The 20,054-nt window shown below is 36.0% G+C and carries 11 protein-coding genes, 1 tRNA gene and 1 pseudogene; 9 read left to right on the top strand and 4 right to left on the bottom strand.

Annotated features, from left to right (window positions below):
* Positions 1 to 74: 74 nt before the first annotated feature.
* Positions 75 to 392, top strand: a pseudogene (locus QO200_RS11410) (helix-turn-helix domain-containing protein); the annotation flags it as partial.
* 126 nt (positions 393 to 518) lie between these two features.
* On the opposite strand, the gene QO200_RS11405 reads toward QO200_RS11410, so the two are convergent.
* Positions 519 to 598, bottom strand: a tRNA-Leu gene (locus tag QO200_RS11405).
* A gap of 215 nt (positions 599 to 813) precedes the next feature.
* Here QO200_RS11405 and QO200_RS11400 point away from each other — a divergent pair.
* The 3 genes from QO200_RS11400 to pth all read left to right on the top strand — a co-directional run bounded on the left by QO200_RS11400 (position 814) and on the right by pth (position 3,441).
* A complete protein-coding gene (locus QO200_RS11400) occupies positions 814 to 1,755 on the top strand; it encodes a ribose-phosphate pyrophosphokinase (protein WP_371540021.1) in 942 nt (313 codons plus the stop codon).
* A 42-nt stretch (positions 1,756 to 1,797) separates the two neighbouring features.
* Positions 1,798 to 2,412 carry a 50S ribosomal protein L25/general stress protein Ctc gene (locus QO200_RS11395; RefSeq protein ID WP_371540014.1) on the top strand — a complete coding sequence of 205 codons (615 nt, stop codon included), beginning with the start codon at positions 1,798 to 1,800 and terminating at the stop codon, positions 2,410 to 2,412.
* Between the two features lie 354 nt (positions 2,413 to 2,766).
* On the top strand, positions 2,767 to 3,441 hold the full coding sequence (gene pth, locus QO200_RS11390; RefSeq protein ID WP_371540008.1) for an aminoacyl-tRNA hydrolase: 675 nt from the start codon (positions 2,767 to 2,769) through the stop codon (positions 3,439 to 3,441).
* 52 nt (positions 3,442 to 3,493) lie between these two features.
* Here the strand turns inward: pth and QO200_RS11385 are convergent, their stop codons facing one another.
* Positions 3,494 to 6,178, bottom strand: coding sequence for a reprolysin-like metallopeptidase (locus QO200_RS11385; RefSeq protein ID WP_371540002.1), 2,685 nt, complete (start codon positions 6,176 to 6,178; stop codon positions 3,494 to 3,496).
* A gap of 151 nt (positions 6,179 to 6,329) precedes the next feature.
* On the opposite strand from QO200_RS11385, the gene QO200_RS11380 reads away from it, so the two are divergent.
* The 4 genes from QO200_RS11380 to bioB all read left to right on the top strand — a co-directional run bounded on the left by QO200_RS11380 (position 6,330) and on the right by bioB (position 9,669).
* Positions 6,330 to 7,262 carry a bifunctional riboflavin kinase/FAD synthetase gene (locus tag QO200_RS11380; protein WP_371539997.1) on the top strand — a complete coding sequence of 311 codons (933 nt, stop codon included), beginning with the start codon at positions 6,330 to 6,332 and terminating at the stop codon, positions 7,260 to 7,262.
* 115 nt (positions 7,263 to 7,377) lie between these two features.
* Positions 7,378 to 7,815: a hypothetical protein gene (locus QO200_RS11375; protein WP_371539993.1), complete on the top strand. Its 438-nt coding sequence runs from the start codon at positions 7,378 to 7,380 to the stop codon at positions 7,813 to 7,815.
* 231 nt (positions 7,816 to 8,046) lie between these two features.
* Positions 8,047 to 8,484, top strand: a complete 438-nt coding sequence (locus tag QO200_RS11370) for a hypothetical protein (RefSeq protein WP_371539988.1) — start codon at positions 8,047 to 8,049, stop codon at positions 8,482 to 8,484.
* 99 nt (positions 8,485 to 8,583) lie between these two features.
* The gene (gene bioB / locus QO200_RS11365) at positions 8,584 to 9,669 is read left to right on the top strand and encodes a biotin synthase BioB (protein ID WP_371539983.1); all 1,086 of its coding nucleotides are present in this window, start codon (positions 8,584 to 8,586) and stop codon (positions 9,667 to 9,669) included.
* 71 nt (positions 9,670 to 9,740) lie between these two features.
* Here the strand turns inward: bioB and QO200_RS11360 are convergent, their stop codons facing one another.
* Positions 9,741 to 13,601: a T9SS sorting signal type C domain-containing protein gene (locus QO200_RS11360; protein ID WP_371539980.1), complete on the bottom strand. Its 3,861-nt coding sequence runs from the start codon at positions 13,599 to 13,601 to the stop codon at positions 9,741 to 9,743.
* Positions 13,602 to 13,978: 377 nt separating this feature from the next.
* Positions 13,979 to 18,442, bottom strand: a complete 4,464-nt coding sequence (locus QO200_RS11355) for a PA14 domain-containing protein (protein ID WP_371539978.1) — start codon at positions 18,440 to 18,442, stop codon at positions 13,979 to 13,981.
* 785 nt (positions 18,443 to 19,227) lie between these two features.
* Between QO200_RS11355 and QO200_RS11350 the strand changes: the two genes are divergently transcribed.
* Positions 19,228 to 19,707, top strand: a complete 480-nt coding sequence (locus QO200_RS11350) for a regulatory protein RecX (protein WP_371539975.1) — start codon at positions 19,228 to 19,230, stop codon at positions 19,705 to 19,707.
* Positions 19,708 to 20,054 lie beyond the last annotated feature (347 nt).

Below are 20,054 nucleotides of genomic sequence, written 5' to 3'. Positions count from 1 at the left end.
ACGTGGAATTCTTTCTTTTTAGGCTAACAAATATTTATGCCTAATTTTTATCGCTCCACAGGTTTTCGACTTGATCCCTAGTTTACAATTATGTTAAAGATCATTTTCAGGAAAATATTGCACTTGAAGAAGTAGCCTCTTTAGTATCGATGACTGTACCCTCTTTTTGTAGGTACTTTAAAAAAACCAGTAACAAAACGTTTACAAAGTTTGTAAATGACTATCGTTTGGTCCACGCCTCTAAATTACTGGCCGAAAAACAAATTAACATCGCCGAGATATCCCATGAAAGTGGCTTTAATAATTTAGGACACTTTAATAAATCATTCAAAGATTTCACTGGGAAAAGTGCCTCGCAATACAGACAGGAATTACGACTGGTAATGAGATAACACAAAAAAACATGTCTTTCTTTTTAAAGACAACATTACTATAAAGTGTAAATCATAAATAAAGACTTCGCAATACCAGAATAGTATAAAACTAAAAAAACCGCTTCTTTCGAAGCGGTTTTTATGTACCCGGAGCCGGAGTCGAACCGGCACGGTTTCCCACAGGTGTTTGAGACCAGCGCGTCTACCAATTCCGCCATCCGGGCTTAGCAGACAGAAGTAACAACAGTTACTTCACGCAATAAAGAGATATTTAGTGGTAGCCAAACATCTTTTCCTTTAACACGCTGCAAATGTAAAAAATAATATTAAAAGTTCTACTAAAAAATCTTAATTTTTTCCTTTCACAGTTGAATAAATTTCATAAATTTGCAGCTCGTTAAAAACGAGACACACAACTAACTACAAAACAACAAATTAAATGTCACACCTAGAACCAGAAGCTAAAATTTTTGCTTGTTCAAAAAGTGTATACCTAGCTGAAAAGATCTCCGCAGAATACGGAATCCCACTAGGTAAGGTTACAATGTCAACCTACAGTGATGGTGAGTTCCAACCTTCTTATGAAGAGTCTATCAGGGGGTTACGTGTATTTATTGTTTGTTCCACTTTTCCAAATTCAGACAATCTGATGGAATTGCTACTTATGATTGATGCAGCAAAACGTGCTTCAGCAAGACACATTACTGCTGTAATACCTTACTTCGGTTGGGCAAGACAAGATAGAAAAGACAAACCTAGAGTTCCGATAGGAGCAAAACTAACAGCAAAATTGTTAGAAACAGCCGGAGCGACTAGAGTAATGACAATGGATTTGCACGCAGATCAAATTCAAGGTTTTTTTGAAAAACCAGTGGATCACCTTTTTGCCTCGACTATCTTTTTACCTTATGTAAAAAGTTTAGGATTAGACAATTTGACGATCGCTTCTCCAGATATGGGAGGTTCAAAAAGAGCATACGCTTATTCTAAATTTTTAGAATCAGATGTTGTAATCTGTTACAAACAGAGAAAAGCGGCAAACGTTATCGGCACCATGGAATTGATTGGTGAAGTTAAAGGTAAAAATGTAATCTTAGTAGATGACATGATTGATACCGGAGGAACTTTGGCGAAAGCCGCTGATTTAATGATGGAAAAAGGAGCATTGAGCGTAAGAGCAATTTGTACTCATGCCATCTTATCAGGAGACGCCTACGAAAAAATAGAAAATTCTAAATTATTAGAATTGATTGTTACTGATTCTATTCCTTTAAAGAAAGAATCAAAAAAAATAAGAGTGTTGAGTTGTGCGCCACTTTTTGCCGAAGTTATGCACATGGTACATCATAATAATTCCATCAGTGGGAAGTTTATCATGTAATCACAAACAAGTAGAATATTTAATAACTATATAATTTTTACAATGAAATCGATTACAATTAAAGGATCAGAAAGAGAAAGCGTGGGAAAAGTTGCGACTAAAGCCTTACGTAATGCTGGAGCGGTTCCTTGCGTGTTATACGGAGGAGATCAACCAGTACATTTTTCAGCAGAAGAAAAAGCATTCAAAAGCTTGGTTTACACTCCAAACGCTCACACAGTTGTGATTGACTTGGAAGATGGAAAATCATTCAATGCAATTCTAAAAGACATCCAGGTTCACCCTGTGTCTGACAAAATTTTACATATTGACTTCTTTCAATTATTTGATGACAAAGAAATCACTATGGAAGTTCCTGTGAAAGTTGTAGGTACATCTAAAGGTGTTCTTGCAGGTGGTGTTTTACGTTTGAACACTCGTAAACTGAAAGTAAAAGCTTTACCAAAAAATCTTCCTGATTTTATTGAAGCTGACATTACTCCACTTATGATGGGGAACAAATTGTACGTTACGAAACTTGTTTCTGATAACTACAAATTGATTCACCAAGACAACACAGTTGTTGCTCAAGTAAGAATTTCTCGTGCAGCGATGAAAGCAGCTCAAGAAGCAGCAAAAGCAGCAAAAGGAGCTCCTGCAAAAGGAAAGAAAAAATAATATTTTTTCACTCATATTTAAAAGCATCAGTTGTAAAACTGGTGCTTTTTTTATTTAGTCTATATCCTATAAAGCCTTCCGGATGGTTTCTCACTCTTAAATACACCTCCCCTTCCAGAACTCATTTTCCCTCTTAATTATTAGGAGCACATACCTTTCTTTTTACCACAACAGCAGTCCCGCTTTCCATTACAATCTTTTTGCCCGCCAAAAATGGCAAGCAAAAAGGATTTTTATTACAATCGGGGCTATTTTACAACGTTTTTCCATCCTTAGAAAACACCTTCAGCCTACCCCAGCAAATTAACTAATTATCTCATTGACAAATTATCTAATTAAGTTTACTTTTGCAGTATGCTTAAATGGATATCAGATATATTTTCATCAAAACAAAAAGAAGACCAGACCGATTGTATGAAACCGGAGGTTCACGAACACCAAAAAAACAATATAGAAAGCGTGAGTAAGAAATTTTTAATAGTAGGACTAGGAAACATAGGCGCTGAATATGTCAATACACGCCACAACATTGGATTCAAAATATTGGACCATTTTGCCAAAAAAGAACAGCTCTCCTTCCAGACCGTGAAACTAGGAGCGCTAGCTGAGTACAAATTTAAAGGAAGAACCTTTTTTCTTTTAAAGCCAAACACTTACATGAATTTAAGCGGAAAAGCGGTACAGTACTGGATGGATAAAGAAAATATCGCTCTTGAAAACATTATGGTCATTACTGATGATTTGAATCTGTCCTTTGGAACGATTCGTATCAAACCAAAAGGAAGCGATGGAGGTCATAACGGCTTAAAAAACATTAATCTGATTTTGAACACCAATCAATATACCCGTTTTCGTTTTGGAATTAGCGATGAGTTTAAAAAAGGAAAGCAAATCGATTACGTTCTCGGGGACTGGGATGATGCTGAGAAAACTGCGCTTCCAGAACGGTTAGAAATAGCATCCGAAATCATCAGGTCATTTGGAACCGCTGGACTAGAAAACACTATGACTACATTTAATGGAAAATAAAAAAAGGGAAACAATTATATGTTTCCCTTTTTTTATTTTCTATTAATTAGAATTATTCAATCACTAGATTCTTAACTTCTTTTCTATCACCATCAATCACCGTAACTAAATAAATACCTGTTAGCAACTGTTGCAATTGAATATTTTGAATGAAGTCGCTGGTCTTTTCATATTCTTTTTCAAAAAGTTTCCTTCCTACTAAATCGTGAACCAAAACTTTAACTCCTGCTATTGATTGACTTTTAAACTGAATAGTAATATTCCCCTTACTCGGATTTGGATACATTACATAGTTTTTGATTTGAACATCTTCTGTCACCAGCGTGTATGATTTTGTGCAAATAGCAATAGAAGCCGAATTTAACGTCCCCTTATCCCCCTCATAGGCATCCCTAATCCTAAAAGTCCAATCCCCCGATGGATTTTTCCCATTAAAAGCTGCCAATGACTGAAAAGGGGCAACATTTTGCAAGGTAGTTGTACCGCAAACAATATCTCTCCCCAAATCATCGTATTTAAGCAGCAGCGTAGAATTAGTACTTGCACAACTTCTATCAAATAACTTTACCGTCGTCCCCTGCGGACTAACCACTTCCATCTCGACATCTGATAAATAAGCATGGGTAAAACTTACGTTAAAATCTACATCACTCACAGTAGCAGTAGTAGAAGGAACATTAATAACTCTTGTTGTATAAGCTGCTTGCTCTGGAATATCAAAGGGAGCTGTAAATGTATAGGTATTACAGCTAGATACAACTGAATACCCGATAGCAAAAGCAGTACTATTTACTGCGTAATAAATATTACCCACCGGCTCTATTAAAATCCTGCAATTCTTGGCATTAACATTTGGAACAGTGATAGCCTCAGAACCATCGTTTAGCGTATTTGAAGCCAATGTAGTAGGAAAGGTTAATCCACCATCAATTGACAATTTTATATTAACATTAGCCGACCCCGTTAAGGTATTGGACCCGTTTACACTCCATGTTATCGTTTGTGAACCTCCTCGAACCCAGCTAATGTTAACGCTATTTTGCGACGTTACCGCAAAAGGTCCAACTTTTCCGCTCACATTTACAATCATTTCATCAGAATTGGTTTGGGCAGTTCCCTGAGCAGCATTATCCCTTCCTGTCAATACAAAATGAAGGGTTCTAGCCACAGTTGCTACAGATTCCCATTTACTAGTCAATTTATTAGCCAGTACATTACTATATGATGGCATGTACCTTATAGAATAAGCACTAGGATATAAAGATCGAAACAAAGGACCATCAGGTTTTGTAGAAACAGCCAAACTATTATCTGCAGTGGACACCACCGCAGCATCATTCTGCTCCCAAGTATAGGTAACTACATCTCCTTCAGCATCTAACCCTGTTCCTTTTAAAATAAATGCGGTTCCATTAGGAATAGTATAATCTACTCCAGCATTTATTATAGGAGGATTATTAATAATTGCCGTACTCACAGGACAAGTTTTTGTCGCAAGGTTAGTTTGAATTTGTAAAATACTAACATATGCAAAATAATCATCAGAACTAGCCTGAACATCATAATCATTTGTGATACCAGCATATCCCATAATGGTCGAACCACTTCCCGGTTCAACATTTACATTTACAGATGTATTTTCTAGCTCATGTGAAAACGTATGATTTGCCCCCAACTGATGCCCAATTTCATGGACAACAAAATCAATATCAAAATTATCGCCTTGTGGAATCCCATCTGCAGGCGAAGTATAAGCACTTCCTTTTCCCAATGGAACACTAATTGACGGCGACTCACACACACAACCAATGCATCCTGCATTTCCACCTCCGCCGCTAGCCCCAAATAAATGTCCAATGTCATACTTGCTATCCCCAATCACATTCGTTAATGTTGTTTGAAGCTCTTGGCTCCAAGCACCATTAGCTCCTGCAGCTGCCTCTGAATAAGGATCAGTAGCCGCATCAATATATACGACAACGTCATTATTAGCAACAAGAATCAATTTAATCGCTAAGTCCCTATTCAATATACCATTTACTCGAGACATCGTAGCATTCATTGCCGCAAGTGCATTCGCCTTAGTCCCACCGTGATAAGCTGCGTATTCCCCTGTACAAGACAATGCCAATCGTAAAGTTTTAAAAACCTTATTGTTTGCTGCTATCTTAGCAGTTTTGCTTAACAATTGTTTATTTAAAGTCACATCATCCGTTTTACACACAAATGGTAAAACCCCACTGTCACTTTCCTTAGAAGAAAAAAGGACGTATAAAGATGGATCCTCCTGAGAAGTTTCAATAAATTCTGATCCACTATCGGCGCGCAGAATCATCGTTTGCAATCCTTTTGGCGACAAGCTAAAATTAAGTAATGCTTTTGGATCCGTAATCCCTACTCCTGCATAACCTTTAATATCAGGATACTTAGCCTGTAGTTCTGGCTCAAAATTAGAAGACTCATAAACCAAAAATTTTTCTAAAACCCCATTTAAATTTGGAATGGTGATTTCGACACCACTTCTTTTTGAGGTCATATCTTGGGCCAGAACCAACTTCTGTTTTAGACTATTCACGTCTAATTGAAAAAATAATTGTTGATCTGAGTTAGGATTACCTAAGACTTTACCACTATTTGATACTATTCCTTGACCTACCTTTTTCCAGGGCGATTCATTTTGAGCATGGATAGGCAAATACCATACAAAAAGAAATAGGATAAGAGCAGTATTTTTCATGGTTACAATATATTAATTTTTCAAAATTAAAGTATTTAATTTTAAATTTTAAAAAATTTATTTAATTTTAGAATTTCTGTAAAAATCAATTCTTGATGCTGTCCCATTTAAAATAGATAGTATAAATTTGCGTAACCATAAAATAATTCAATTGAAGATTTTTCATTCTATAAAAGATTTCAGCACCACAAAAAAAACGATTCTTACATTGGGTACTTTTGACGGTGTCCATATAGGACATCAAAAAATCCTGGAAAGAGTTATTGATAATACTGCAGCCGACAAATACGAGAGCCTTGTTCTTACTTTCTTCCCTCATCCTCGAATGGTTTTACAGGAGCAATCTGATATAAAATTGCTAAACACCATTGACGAAAAAATTCAATTATTACAAAAGTTAGGAATTCATAATCTTGTTATACATCCTTTTGATGAAGTTTTCTCTAAATTAACTGCCGAAGATTTTGTACGAACGGTTCTAGTCGATCAATTTGACATCCATAAAATAATCATTGGTCATGACCATAGATTTGGGAGAAATCGTACAGCAAATATTGATGACCTTATTGGTTTTGGACAAAAATATGGGTTTGAGGTTGAACAAATATCTGTGCAAGAAATAAACGATCTTTCAGTAAGTTCTACAAAAATCAGGAAAGCTTTATTAGAAGGAGATATGGTTTTGGCTAATTCCTACTTAGGTTATGACTACTTTTTGTCTGGAACTGTTTTTAAAGGAAAACAACTGGGAAGAACTATAGGGTTCCCCACAGCAAACATAGAAATAAAAGAAGACTACAAGCTTATTCCGCTTAATGGGGTTTATATCGTTAAAAGCATCATCAATCAAAAAATTGTTTTCGGAATGATGAACATCGGATTCAACCCCACGGTATCTGGAGAAAAATTATCAATTGAAATTCATTTTTTAGATTTCGATACTGATTTGTATGACCAAAAATTAACGGTTTCAGTACTTAAATACCTTCGTCCTGAACAAAAATTTGAATCCATTGATTTATTGACTAAACAATTGGAGAAAGATAAAAACGCCACGATAGCTTACGTAAGTGAACTTGGATAATTAATAAAAAATTTATTAGTACTTTTCATAAAATATATCAAGTTTTTACGTAAATTTGATATATAACACCCTGTTTATCAAAGAAGTATTTTTTAAACTTTTTAAAACCAAGGATATGAAACTACCAAAAGAATTATACAACGGAATTATTATTTTTATCGGAATAGGCCTTTATTTCTTATTAATGGAGGTATTAAATCTCTCTAATTTATTTTATTTAAGATTCCTCAATATTGTTTTTGTTTATTACGGAGCAAATAAAACTTTAAAATCAAATTACCTAGAAGGAAAAACCGTTTTATCACACAATGCCATTTCTGCATTTCTAACCTCATTGATAGGTATTTTTTTAAGCATCGCCGCACTACTATCATATATCTATGCAAAAGGAGGTGACAGTTATATTACACAATTATCAGACACCTTTCTATTTGTAGGAACGCCAACTGCAGTCACCTATACTATAACGCTTCTGATCGAAGGAATTGTCTCTGCCTTGACCGTAACTTTTATATTAATGTTGTATTGGAAAAATCGTTATCCCTCAGATTAACTATGTTATCCAACCGAAATCAAAACTAACGACTTAAAGTCTTAATTTCGCCACATTAAAATAAAAAAGATTTCATAAGCTTCAATATTTAAAAAAAAACCTACGTGATTAAAAAAAAAGACAGCCATCGCAATAGGAGCTAAATTTTTTATTAGCATCTTAAACGTTCAATGTCTTTTACAATTCAAAAAAAAATAGTCACTGAACGAATTTTAACTTTTAAAAAAAACTATGAAATTACCTAAAGAATTATTAAATGGATTACTTATTTTTATTGGAATTAGTGCTTATTATTTATTAATGGGCGCATTGGGTTTTTCTGAATTATTTTACTTGCGTTTCCTGAGTGTGTTTTTTATTTTTTATGGAATAAACAGGACAATAAAAATGAATATCGCCGAAGGAAAAAGAAACATAGCAACAGATTCAGCATCTGCACTAATTACAGGAATTATAGGTGTGTTTCTGAGTATTATTGGAATAATTATTTTTGCTTATATGAATGGAGGAGACACCTATGTAAATTCGCTGCCAAAAACCTTCTCACTAGGAGGCGACCCCTCTTTAACTAAGTATTCTATTTCTTTGCTTATTGAAGGAATCTCTTTTTCTGTGATTGTTACCATGTTGTTATTGTTCTACTGGAACAACAAACTAACATCTGATTAAATATGAAAGAAGTAAAATAAGGTCGATCCACTTTTTAAAACTATTGCGATGATTCTTTAGAACAAATTAGCTAATTTTGAGGTATCAAAAAAAAGCACAATGAGCATCACAAAGCACAACTGGTCGAAAGAAGAAATTATTACAATATACAATAAACCTATGATGGATTTGCTTTTCGAAGCAGCTTCAATTCATAGAGAACATCACGATCCAAACGTAGTTCAAGTGTCTACTTTACTATCTATTAAAACAGGTGGATGTCCAGAAGATTGTGGCTATTGTCCGCAAGCAGCAAGATACCATACTTCGGTAGAAGGAAATGATTTAATGACAGTAAGCCAAGTAAAAGCACAAGCTTTGCGAGCAAAATCAAGCGGATCATCAAGAGTATGCATGGGAGCTGCTTGGAGAAATGTAAAAGACGGCCCTGAGTTTGATCAAGTTTTGGAAATGGTTCGTACCATTAACAAACTGGATATGGAAGTGTGCTGCACACTTGGAATGATAACTGAGAATCAAGCCCATCGTTTAGCCGAAGCTGGTTTATATGCCTACAATCACAACCTAGACACATCTGAAGAGTATTATAAAGAAGTTATTTCTACTCGCGGATTTGAAGACCGTTTACAAACGATAGAAAACGTACGTAAAACGAATGTTACAGTTTGTAGTGGGGGAATTATAGGTATGGGAGAAAGTGTTGAAGACAGAGCAGGAATGCTTGTTGCGCTTTCTACTTTAAACCCACAACCAGAATCTGTACCTATCAATGCTTTAGTAGCGGTTGAAGGAACACCAATGGAAGAAGAAAAGCCAGTTGAAATCTGGGAAATGATACGTATGGTTGCAACAACACGTATTATTATGCCAGAAACACAAGTTCGTTTATCTGCAGGTAGAATGAATATGAGCCGTGAAGGACAAGCAATGTGCTTTTTTGCAGGTGCTAATTCAATTTTTGCAGGAGATAAATTACTAACAACACCAAATCCAGACGTTAATGAAGACATGAAAATGTTTGAATTACTAGGGCTGAACCCACAAAAACCATTTACTAAAGTTTCTCAACCAGCAACAGTTGAAGCCGAAAATTCTCAGTTTGCGCCATTAGGCGAAAAACCAAAATGGTCAAGACCAGGACATGTAATTGAAAAAAATCTTGAAGCTTCGGCCAAAGGAAAATAAAAAAATTGAACTATATAAAACCATCTTATTTCTATAAGATGGTTTTTTTATGCAAAATAGATTTTAAATAATTAATAGACTACCTTTTTCAATAAGGTGCGGCCATTTTGTAAAATAATACTAAGAAATAATAGTTGGCGACCTGATTGTAAACTAGAAACAAGTAAATGAGTGCTGTTTACATTGTTCTTCTGATAGAGTTGTTTGCCTGAAACATCGTAAACTATAACTCTATCTATGTATTCAATAGAAGAGTTAATTTTTAACTGTCTGTTCTTTGAAAAAACAAAGACATCGTCGTCAATCACATCAACGTTATTTGTTTTTAATGTTTTATCAGTGTAGCGTAAGACAAAGCGATCATTAAAAGTCCCTTTTACAGTAGAAAAATTATAAGACGACTCTTTTAGATTATGGGTCGAATTGTTCAGTTTATCAACAATATAGATTTGCTGCTCCTTTAACACACCATCAACTTCATCTATCTCAATGGTATAATTTCCATCCACAGTTGTTTTAAACCCTAAAGCTACCTCATCTTGATCATTAAAAGGCAAACCTTTAGCTTGTATAACTAAGTTTTTCCCTTCACAAATACTATAAAAATCTATATACTGATTAGCCGTAAAAGTGGTTCCATCTAAAAAAGTGTCATAACCATCAGTTGCGTCAGTCATATATCCTACTAACATTTGCTTGAATGCTCCGCTCGCATTAGACATATTTAACCAAGCCCTATGCTTTTCAACTGACGCAAACTCTTTCTGTTTTTGAGAGGAAGTCATCTTAAAGAAATTAGAATTCTGCCCCACAACACGCATCTTATTACTAAATTTCACCGTTCCTCCTGCACTTAACGCTGCTATGAAAAAAGATTGGCCTGAAGCCAATTTCCCATCTGGTCTAAAATTATTAACCCCCACATTTTTTGACGGGTTAGTACCAACACCTCCTAATAAATTATAAACAGCATAATCATCAGAGGTATAAACATTATTAGTAATAGGCGTATTATGAGACCACAGATAAACTGTTCCTTTCAATACAGCAGCATTCTCTATTAAAAAAACATCTAAATTTACGGCAGATGGATAAGGATTACCTATTAGGTTAAAACTCGATACAGGCCCAAGAGTAATTGTCTTTTCACCATTATTAGGAATACCTTTAAAACTAGCTTCATAAACAGCTCTTGTCACCGTCGAGAAACTTTCCGGTCCTCGAATAATATATCCCTTACCAGTTTCCATTATTTTACTCGGATCTTCTACAAGCCAATTATTAGAACTCGGATTAAATGAAAAGAACTTATTCGAACTTGTTTCAGGAGAGGTGTTGTAAAGCGATTGATTAGCCACGGGAGAAGACCAATAGGTATAATCAGATCTAAAAATGGGTGTTGTTTTCCTCTTTAACAAAATAGTTCCAGTATTGACAATTTCATCATCTGACTGATAGAGTGAGGCATTATTTTCTAAGACTAAGGTCCCTGCACCCGAATAATCAAAGATCAAAGACAACGAATTACCAGCAAGAGTAGTGACCGTCTTAGCTGCCGCAATTACACAAGAACAAGCATTATAAGTATTTAAACCTGAGAAATCATTGTTAAACACAAGCGTTTTGTCTACCGTAGGCAAACCATTGTCCCAGACAGAGCCATCCCAGACTGAACTATTTACACACAATTTTATACGGGCAACACGGTGCTTAGACACACCTGAAACCGAATTAAAACTCCCTCCTATTATTAATTTGTTATCCGCAGTAAAGCAACTACTGAATAAAGTATTATTTAAGTCCACTGAGAAAGTGGTGTCATACACTCCATTCCTCAGCAAACGTGCCATTCTTTTAACTCCTGTTCCATTATAAGTCCCCGAAAAAGTCCCCCCGATTAGAATACGGTTATCTGCTTGTACCAAAAGTGAACGTACGTCGCCACTACTTAACCCTGTCCCCACTGTAAAAGAAGTATCTAAAGATCCATTCGCATTCAATCTTAAAATCCGCTTCGCAGCGCTACCCCTATAATTTACAAATATACCACCAACAATAAGTTTATTATCAGACTGAACTGCTAACGCATAAACATTTTTATCAAAACCAACCCCAACAGAAAATCCGCTATCTAAACTTCCGTCAGAATTCAAACGAGCAAGTCTATTATAACTAGTTCCATTAAAGTTTGAGAAGCGACCACCCACTACAATTTTACCATCTGACTGTACCAAAACGGCTTCTACTATTCCATCTGCACCCGTACCCACATTAAAACTGGTATCAAGAGTGCCGCTTGGCAATAATCGAAGAACTCTATTGGCTACAGCTCCATTAAAAAGAGTGAAATTTCCAACAACAATAATTTTTCCATCTGTTTGCATAGCAAGTGCATATATAAAATTATTCGCGGCTGTTCCAATCGAAAAGGACGGGTCAATGGCACCATTAGACAATACTTTTGCAATCCTATTCACACTTACGCCATTATAACTAGTAAAATTACCTGCTATTACCATTTTACCGTCTTGTTGAATAACGGCACTTCTAATAATATTATTGGCACCTACAGCCGATGAATTAAATGTGGGGTCCAATGTTCCGTCTTCTTGTAAACGGGCAATTCGCGCAGAACTTACTCCATTAAAAGTAGTAAAGCTTCCAAAAACCATCGTTTTATTATCAGCCAAAGGAAGTACTTTATATACGGTGTTATTAAAACCTACCCCAGGAGTGAGGTAAGCTGTATCTAAGGTCCCGTCAGGTTCTAGTTTAGCAAGTCTTCCCTGATTTTGAGATTCGAAAACAGAAAAAGAACCTCCCACAAACCACGAACCATCGGCTGCATTCTCTATAGCGTAAACTGCAGCACTTGAAGGTCCCGAACCAATATCAAAGCCTGGAACAATCATCCCATTGCTATCTAATAACACTAATCTATTGACATCTGTACCATTGTATTTTTTACTAAATGATCCTCCAACCATAATATCACCATTAGAAACAACTTTAATCACATTTACCCCGTTGTCACTAAATCCAGTTCCCGAAGCAAAAGTTGCGTCTAAGCTACCGTCAACATTCAACCTAACAATCCTATTTGCTGTAATACCATTGTACATTGTAAAAACTCCTCCTACCAGAATCTTTCCATCAGCTTGTATAGCTAAAGCTGTTACATTCTCATCAAAACCACTACCAGTTGAAAAACTAGTATCAATACTACCATTAGCGTTAAGCCTAACAATTTTATTATATGGCAAACCATTAAATGTAGTAAACCAACCCACTACAATAATTTTACCATCCGCTTGCACTTTTAATTCGTTCACAAGTCCACCTGCACCCGAACCTATTGTAAAAGTAGGATCTAGACTTCCATCAGTTAAAAGTCGAGCCACTCTGTTTGTAGTTGTTGTATTAAATTTTGTAAAACTCCCCACAACTATAATTTTGCCATCTGCCTGCTGGGCAGTTGCATATACTATACTACTAATAAACCCTAAACCCGTATTAAAAGAAGTATCAAGCGAACCATTACTATTGAGTCGCACCAATCTTCCTACTGCCGTGCCATTAAAATGCGTAAAAGAGCCTCCAATAATAATTTTACCATTATCTTGTAATAATGTGGAATATACTTTCCCATCAACACTGCTTCCTAAATTAAAAGAAGCATCGACTGTGCCGTCTGGTTTTAACCTAGTTAAATAAGGCAATGAAATACCATTAAAATATAAATATTCACCACCTACAATAAGATCCCCATCAGGTTGTAAAGCAACAGCCCTAACTGTGTTGTCAAAACCATCTCCTTGAAGTCCATCATCAGCGGTGTTAAATGTAGTATCTAACATGCCTTGCTGTGCCATAATACTTCCCGAAAAAAGTAAACATATCAAAAGTAAATAACAACGTAGTTTTGCATTCATAATGAAAAGGCATTAAAGATTAATACTGAGAAAAGACATTTTTTTAAGTAAGAAAACTGCTTTTAATTTTTTTAACTCAGTATTTACTGAACCAGCCATTAACAAACAATATCTTATAAAAGTATTCTTATTATTCTCTTTCTACAATACCCACTTTTAGTGATTTTTAAAATATAAAACACTGAATTTAAATACATACCAATAAAAAAGCATTAGCTATTTAAATCTGTAAAATATTTTCAAAACACAAGCTTTGTTTTAAATCTATGAACCCAATAAGAAAAATTGTTTCACTACAAAACCTTACTTTTTTAAAAAGCAACACCCCATTACACAATCGTATAATGGGGTGTTCTTTAACAGCTGTAACTGTATGTTTAAAATATAATCTTCTTAGTAACTACGCTATTATTTTGCAGCACAACCTTGACGATTAAAACTTGATCAGTATTTCCCATGTTGCTAATGATAAATTCATTTTTGTCTATTTTTGATTTTAAGAAAATTTGCTTCCCTGTTACATCATAAACAAATACTTTGTCTATATAATCTATTGATGCATTAATTTTGATTTCATTATTTTTACTTGTAATCACAACTTGATTTTCTAACACCTCAAAATCATTAGTTGCTAAAGTTACTTTATCAACATAACTTAATACAAAACGCTCATTGAAAGTCCCTGTTTCGGTGGTAAAAGTATAAGCACCCTTTTTTAGGTCATGAGTAGTATCAGTCAATCTATCCTCTAAATAAACAGCCATAGTAGATAAGGCTCCATCGGTTTTATCAATTGATATACTAAAATCTCCTGCGATAGTAGAACTATACCCAAGAGGTACAGCATCGTTCTCTTGAATAGGAAGTGCCCTACCTTGAATCGTTAAAAGGCTACTATTATTAATACTATAAAAATTGATAAAACTGTTTCCGTTAAAACTTAATGCATCGTAACCCCTATCGTAACTATTAGTTGCTCCGGTCATATAGCCTAATAGCACTTGTTTGAAAGCACCTTGAGTATTGGTTAAATTTAACCAAATTCTGCTTTTCTCTATTTTAGTAGTTGTAGTTACTTTTTCCGATTTCGAAGTAGAGACCGATTTTAAGAAACCGCTATTATCAAGGATTTTATCACCATCCAGTCTCATACTGTTAACAAACTTAGCTTGCCCTCCAGTAGTAGAACCCCTAGCAAAAAAACTTTGACCTGCTGCAATATAACCTGTCACCGAATTAGTTCCTCCTACTTTAGTAAAAGGTGAATAATCATCTGATGTATAGGCATACGTCCCAGAACCCGCTTTTTCGGGAGCAATGCCTGAAGCTAATTGTATAGCTGATTTATGCGTCCAAAAATACAATGCCCCTTCAAGAAAATCTGTTGTCCCTCCAGAAACATCTATATTCGCTGTTAGAAAGGCCTCACCATCTATAGCCGATGGATAAGGATTCCCTATCAGATTATTTTTCCCTGCTCCTACTATGGTTACTACTTTCTCACCATTGTTTGGCGCTCCAATAAAGTTAGCAGTCAAGGTAATATTACCTGTGTCAAACCATGTACCTGCGCCTCTAACGATATATCCTTTACCAGTATCCATTATTGTATTTGCATTAGCATTTACCCATGAATTTCCTGAACCATTAAACGAATAATACAAAGTACCCGTTTGTATTGCAGACAATTTAGCAAGAGCCACTGGTGATGACCAATAAACATAATCTGTTTTTAAGATTTCAGGAGTAGTTCTTTTGTATATTATATTTCCTGAGTTACTAGCGTTGTCATTTATTTGTACTAAACTGGCATTGTTTTCGAAGGTTAGTGTACCCGAACCTAAAACCTTTACTTCATTTACAATTTTCATCGTTTTTCCAGACTTAATGATAACGTTTTTGCTTCCTGTTACTATACATGAGCAGCCATTTACATAAGCGTCAACACTATAATCTTCAGTAAATTTAATCGCTTGTAAAATAGTAGGAGTACCATCAGACCAGGCTCCATTCCAAGTGTTGGTAATAGCAGGGTTAATAATAACATTTACTGATGCTATTGACGTACATCCGACACTATTTTTTATTGTAAATGTATGTGTTGTTGCTGTTAAGCCAGTCACAGTATAAGTTGTTCCACTTCCTCCTGCTACTATTGGACTCGCAACTCCAGTTTTATATAAATCCCATGTTCCTGATGATGGTAATCCATTCAATACCACAGTTCCGGTTGGAGTAATACAATCTGGTTGAGTGATTGTACCTACTGTAGGTCGTTCTGGCGTTTCCAACATTGCTGCATTGCTAAATGATCCAGATGCTGCCGAAGTACACGTCCCTTTCTTTGAAGTAACAGTATAAGAAGTACCGATGGTCATTCCACCTACCAATCCACCCGCTCCCACTGTCGGGCCTGTTGGTGTAAAAGTATAGGCGTTAGACGCAAGGTAATTGCTGATATTTGTTGATCCTGCTGCATAACAAGTTGCTGCTGTGGAAGATATTGTTGAAACTGATAGTGTTGCAGGCTGCGCATTAATAACCACATCAGCTGAAGCAGGAGAACCGCAAATTGCACTTGGAAATAACTGCGATTGTGGAATAATTTGAGACGTTTGACTTGGACTACTCCACGACAGCCTTGACACCGCACCACCAGCATTTTCATAATACTCTAATACGATATTATATTTTACACCCGCAGTAAGTGTTATACTACCTGATCTGTCCGCTGGACCATGGTCATTCCAATCATCAATGAGTTTTACACCATTCACCCATAGTCGGACACCGTCATCACTATTGGTTGTAAAAGTGTAATTTTGACTGTATAGCGGCTCTACTTGTCCCGACCATCTTACTGAAAATCTATCGTTAGGAATTGAAGCGTCTGGACTTAGTCCTCCCCAATTGAAATCAACTCTGGGATCTATACGGGTTAACACAGGTGCTCCAGTAAAATTCGCATTGTTAAAATATTCTCCTTTTAAACCTTTCCTTGTATCAACTACTGAATAGGTGTATGTATTTGGAGATAGACCTGAAATAGTTGTACTGGTTCCGATTCCTGTTGTTGTAGTACCTCCAGGATATTGTGTCAATGCCCATTCAGGAGGCAAACCGTTTAAAACGACACTTCCTGTTGCCGTCGTGCATGTTGGCTGAGTCCTGGTTCCTATTGTTGGAGCTGTATTTGTCGCAGATACTATGATTGTCCCAGTGGCATTTACAGAGCCACAGCCTCCTGTTAGCGGAATGCTATAATCATATATTCCACTAGCAGTTGGCGTTCCACTAATCGTAATAGTATTTGGAGTAAAACTTGATATAACTCCAGCAGGTAATCCCGCAGCCGCACCTATTCCTGTAGCTCCCGTAGTTGTATGCGTAACAGCAGTTATTGCTGTACCCACACATACATTAGGAGAACCGAAAACAACTGTAGCAGTATTGTTTGCATTTACCGTAAGATTGGCTGTTTTTCCAGTAAATGTAGTTTCACAACTCCCTAAAGTCAGTTTAGTAACTGTGATCGTGCTAGATCCAGCCGTTGTTAAGCCCGTTACAGAAAAACTACCAGTCCCAGCAGTTGAAACCGTCATTGTTGCGGTTAGCCCCGTTGCTGATGGTGAACTTCTGTTATAAGTCACTGTATAATTTCCTATAGGTAACCCTGTGCTTGTTGAGCTGATTATAGCTGTTGAAGTTCCTGACATACATGCATTAGTCGCGGAAACACTATTTATTATATAAGTTGGACATGGAGACGTTACATTTACGGTATAATCTTCCGCTTGACCATATCCACTGCCACTAAAGCATGGATCGTCAGAGGTATTATAATAATATTTTATCACCCTCATACTAGTAGATCCAAGACTCGCACCTAAAGGAACAATAATGTTATTATTAGTAGCTTTTCCACCGTCAATACCATTTGAATTTGTAATGGTCCCTACATCATATTTTTCATTTGCATTATTTCCATATACACCATTTTTATCCCAATCAATATATACTTTAATACTTTCAGTATAGTTTCCTCCTGTATTGCCTTGAACAGAAATTGAATTTGTAGAACCTCTCACTACAGAAGCTGTAGGAGAACAAAAAACTTCTAAACTTGGACCTCCGAGGTCATTTGTTGTCGTTTTGTTAATACCTGCAAATGTGACATTTGTAATTGGCTCCACACCAGAGTTAAAACTAGGAGTACAATAATTATTTAATGAAGAAGTATAGGTGACTTCTATTCTTCCGTTTCCGCCTTTACCACTAGAACCACTACTTGTGCCACGTTCTCCTCCTCCTCCTCCAGGAAAAAAACCATCTTCACCGTTACCGGAGGTTCCTCCATTTCCTCCACTTCCTCCTCCATTAGTTCCACTTGCTCCAGTTCCAGTAGTAGTACTATTTGCATTTCCCCCATTGTTTCCACTGTTGGTTGTTCCAGCTGCAGCACCACCTCCAGCTCCTCGAGTTGAGGTGCTAGTACCACCGTTACCTCCATTCCATACTATATCCCCAGTACTTGCACTAGCACGCCCACCTCTTCCAGGGTTACTTCCACCATTACCACCATTACCACCTTTTGCAATCACAACACTTCCGAAACTAGAATCTTCTCCGTTGTCACCTGTTCCTCTTGCGCCTCCCGCACCAACAGTTACTGCATAGCTGGCACCAGCACTTACACTAAAAGTGCTTTGAGCAAAGGCACCGCCGCCGCCGCCGCGGTTGTAGGAATTATCCCCACCACCACCAGCCCCCCAAACTTTGACGGTTATAGAAGTTACATCGCAAGGAACAGTAAAGGTGCCTGAGAAGTTAAAAGGTATCATAGTCTGTCCAGAACTTGCACTAGCTACCAACATCAAGCAAATAAAAAGGAATAAATTAGTTGTTTTTGATATACAAAAAAGGGCATTCTTGGGGTAAAAATTCTTCATGTGGTATTTAATGATTTCGTGGTAAATCTTTTAGCAAGTGGTTTTTTTGTAAGAAAAAAAACTATTTGCTATTGTGCGCTAATTAACTAAAATAGATTTTCGCAAAAAAATAAACTCGCTCATCTGTACTGTTTATTCGTTAAAGTACATGGATTAGAAAATTCTTACAAAATACTAATTTCACCGCTTCTCTAATTTTAATCACTTAGTAACAAACTTATTTACATAAGAAACATACCCTTGGTTGTGTCAATTTTACCCTTTTTTTTGATTCTAAAGCACAATTACTCTTAAAGAAAGGAACGCACTTCCTCCACGCTTTTCTCAAAATTAAAACTGAATTTATTAAGCTAAAAAATTTAAATTAATGCACATTTAGACAGGCTTAAAATGCGAACAATGAGAAACCCACACTACAGAGAGAACTATAAAAATAGAGATGCTATTATAAGATTTCATGAACTAATATAATTATAATACCAATCTATTAAACACTTTAACATTAGCACTATTTCAATTTAGAGAAATCAAAAAAGGGTCGAACAGTACTAGCTTAACAAGCCAACATCCTTTTAAAAAGACATGAAACTCAAGCAAAAGTCATATTATTTGTAAATCCAATTAAAAACCCGAAATTTGAATCCAAAACTTCCAATAATATCAAATTTAAACCGAGCATGAACGATGTATATTCCATTAAAGACGCCACAAAAAAAATAGAACACTATTGTGCGTATCAGGAACGTTGTCATGAAGAAGTAGAGTCTAAACTGCGATCTATGAAAATGGACTCAGATGAAATTGATCAAATTATTGCTAGACTCATATCTGACAACTTCCTTAACGAAGAGCGCTTTGCTTGCAGTTTTGCGCGTGGAAAACATCGTATAAAACACTGGGGAACTATCCGGATTACAAACGAGCTTAAATTCAGAAAAATAAACTCTCGTTTGATTACCACAGCTCTTAAAGAAATCACTCCAGAAGAATACTTAGAAACTTTTCAGAACCTGGCTGACAGAACTTGGGAAAACAGCTCAGAGACGAATGCTTTGAAAAAGAGAAAGAAATTTTGCGACTATCTGCTTCGGAGAGGTTTTGAGAGCAATTTAGTCTATGAAAAAGTTAAGGAATTAGAGGTGATGGAACGCGAATGAGACAGATTTTACTTTTAAACATATAAGTCATATAAGTATTTCCTGAGAATGCAGTTAAAACGCTCTTTAGTAAATGATATAAGATCATATAAGTGGCGTATAAACGAAATATAGATCGAAAAGATAAAAAAGTCAAAGAAGTAGAGGCAATGGAACACGGATGACACGGATGTTGCGGATCAAAACGGATTTTTTTTTAAATCATTTGAATCTGCGGCCAAAAATAGCACTGAGATATTTACTTTTCTAATCAGTGGAAATCTATTAAATCTGCGGTAAAAAATAGCGCTGAGATATTTACTTTTTTTATGAGCTTCGTGTGGAAAAATGATATGCATTGCTCAAAT

This window comes from Flavobacterium sp. Arc3 (assembly GCF_041431375.1).
Classification (GTDB): domain Bacteria; phylum Bacteroidota; class Bacteroidia; order Flavobacteriales; family Flavobacteriaceae; genus Flavobacterium.
Note: the sequence above shows the minus strand (reverse complement) of the source record. Positions and strands in the feature narration are given on the sequence as shown.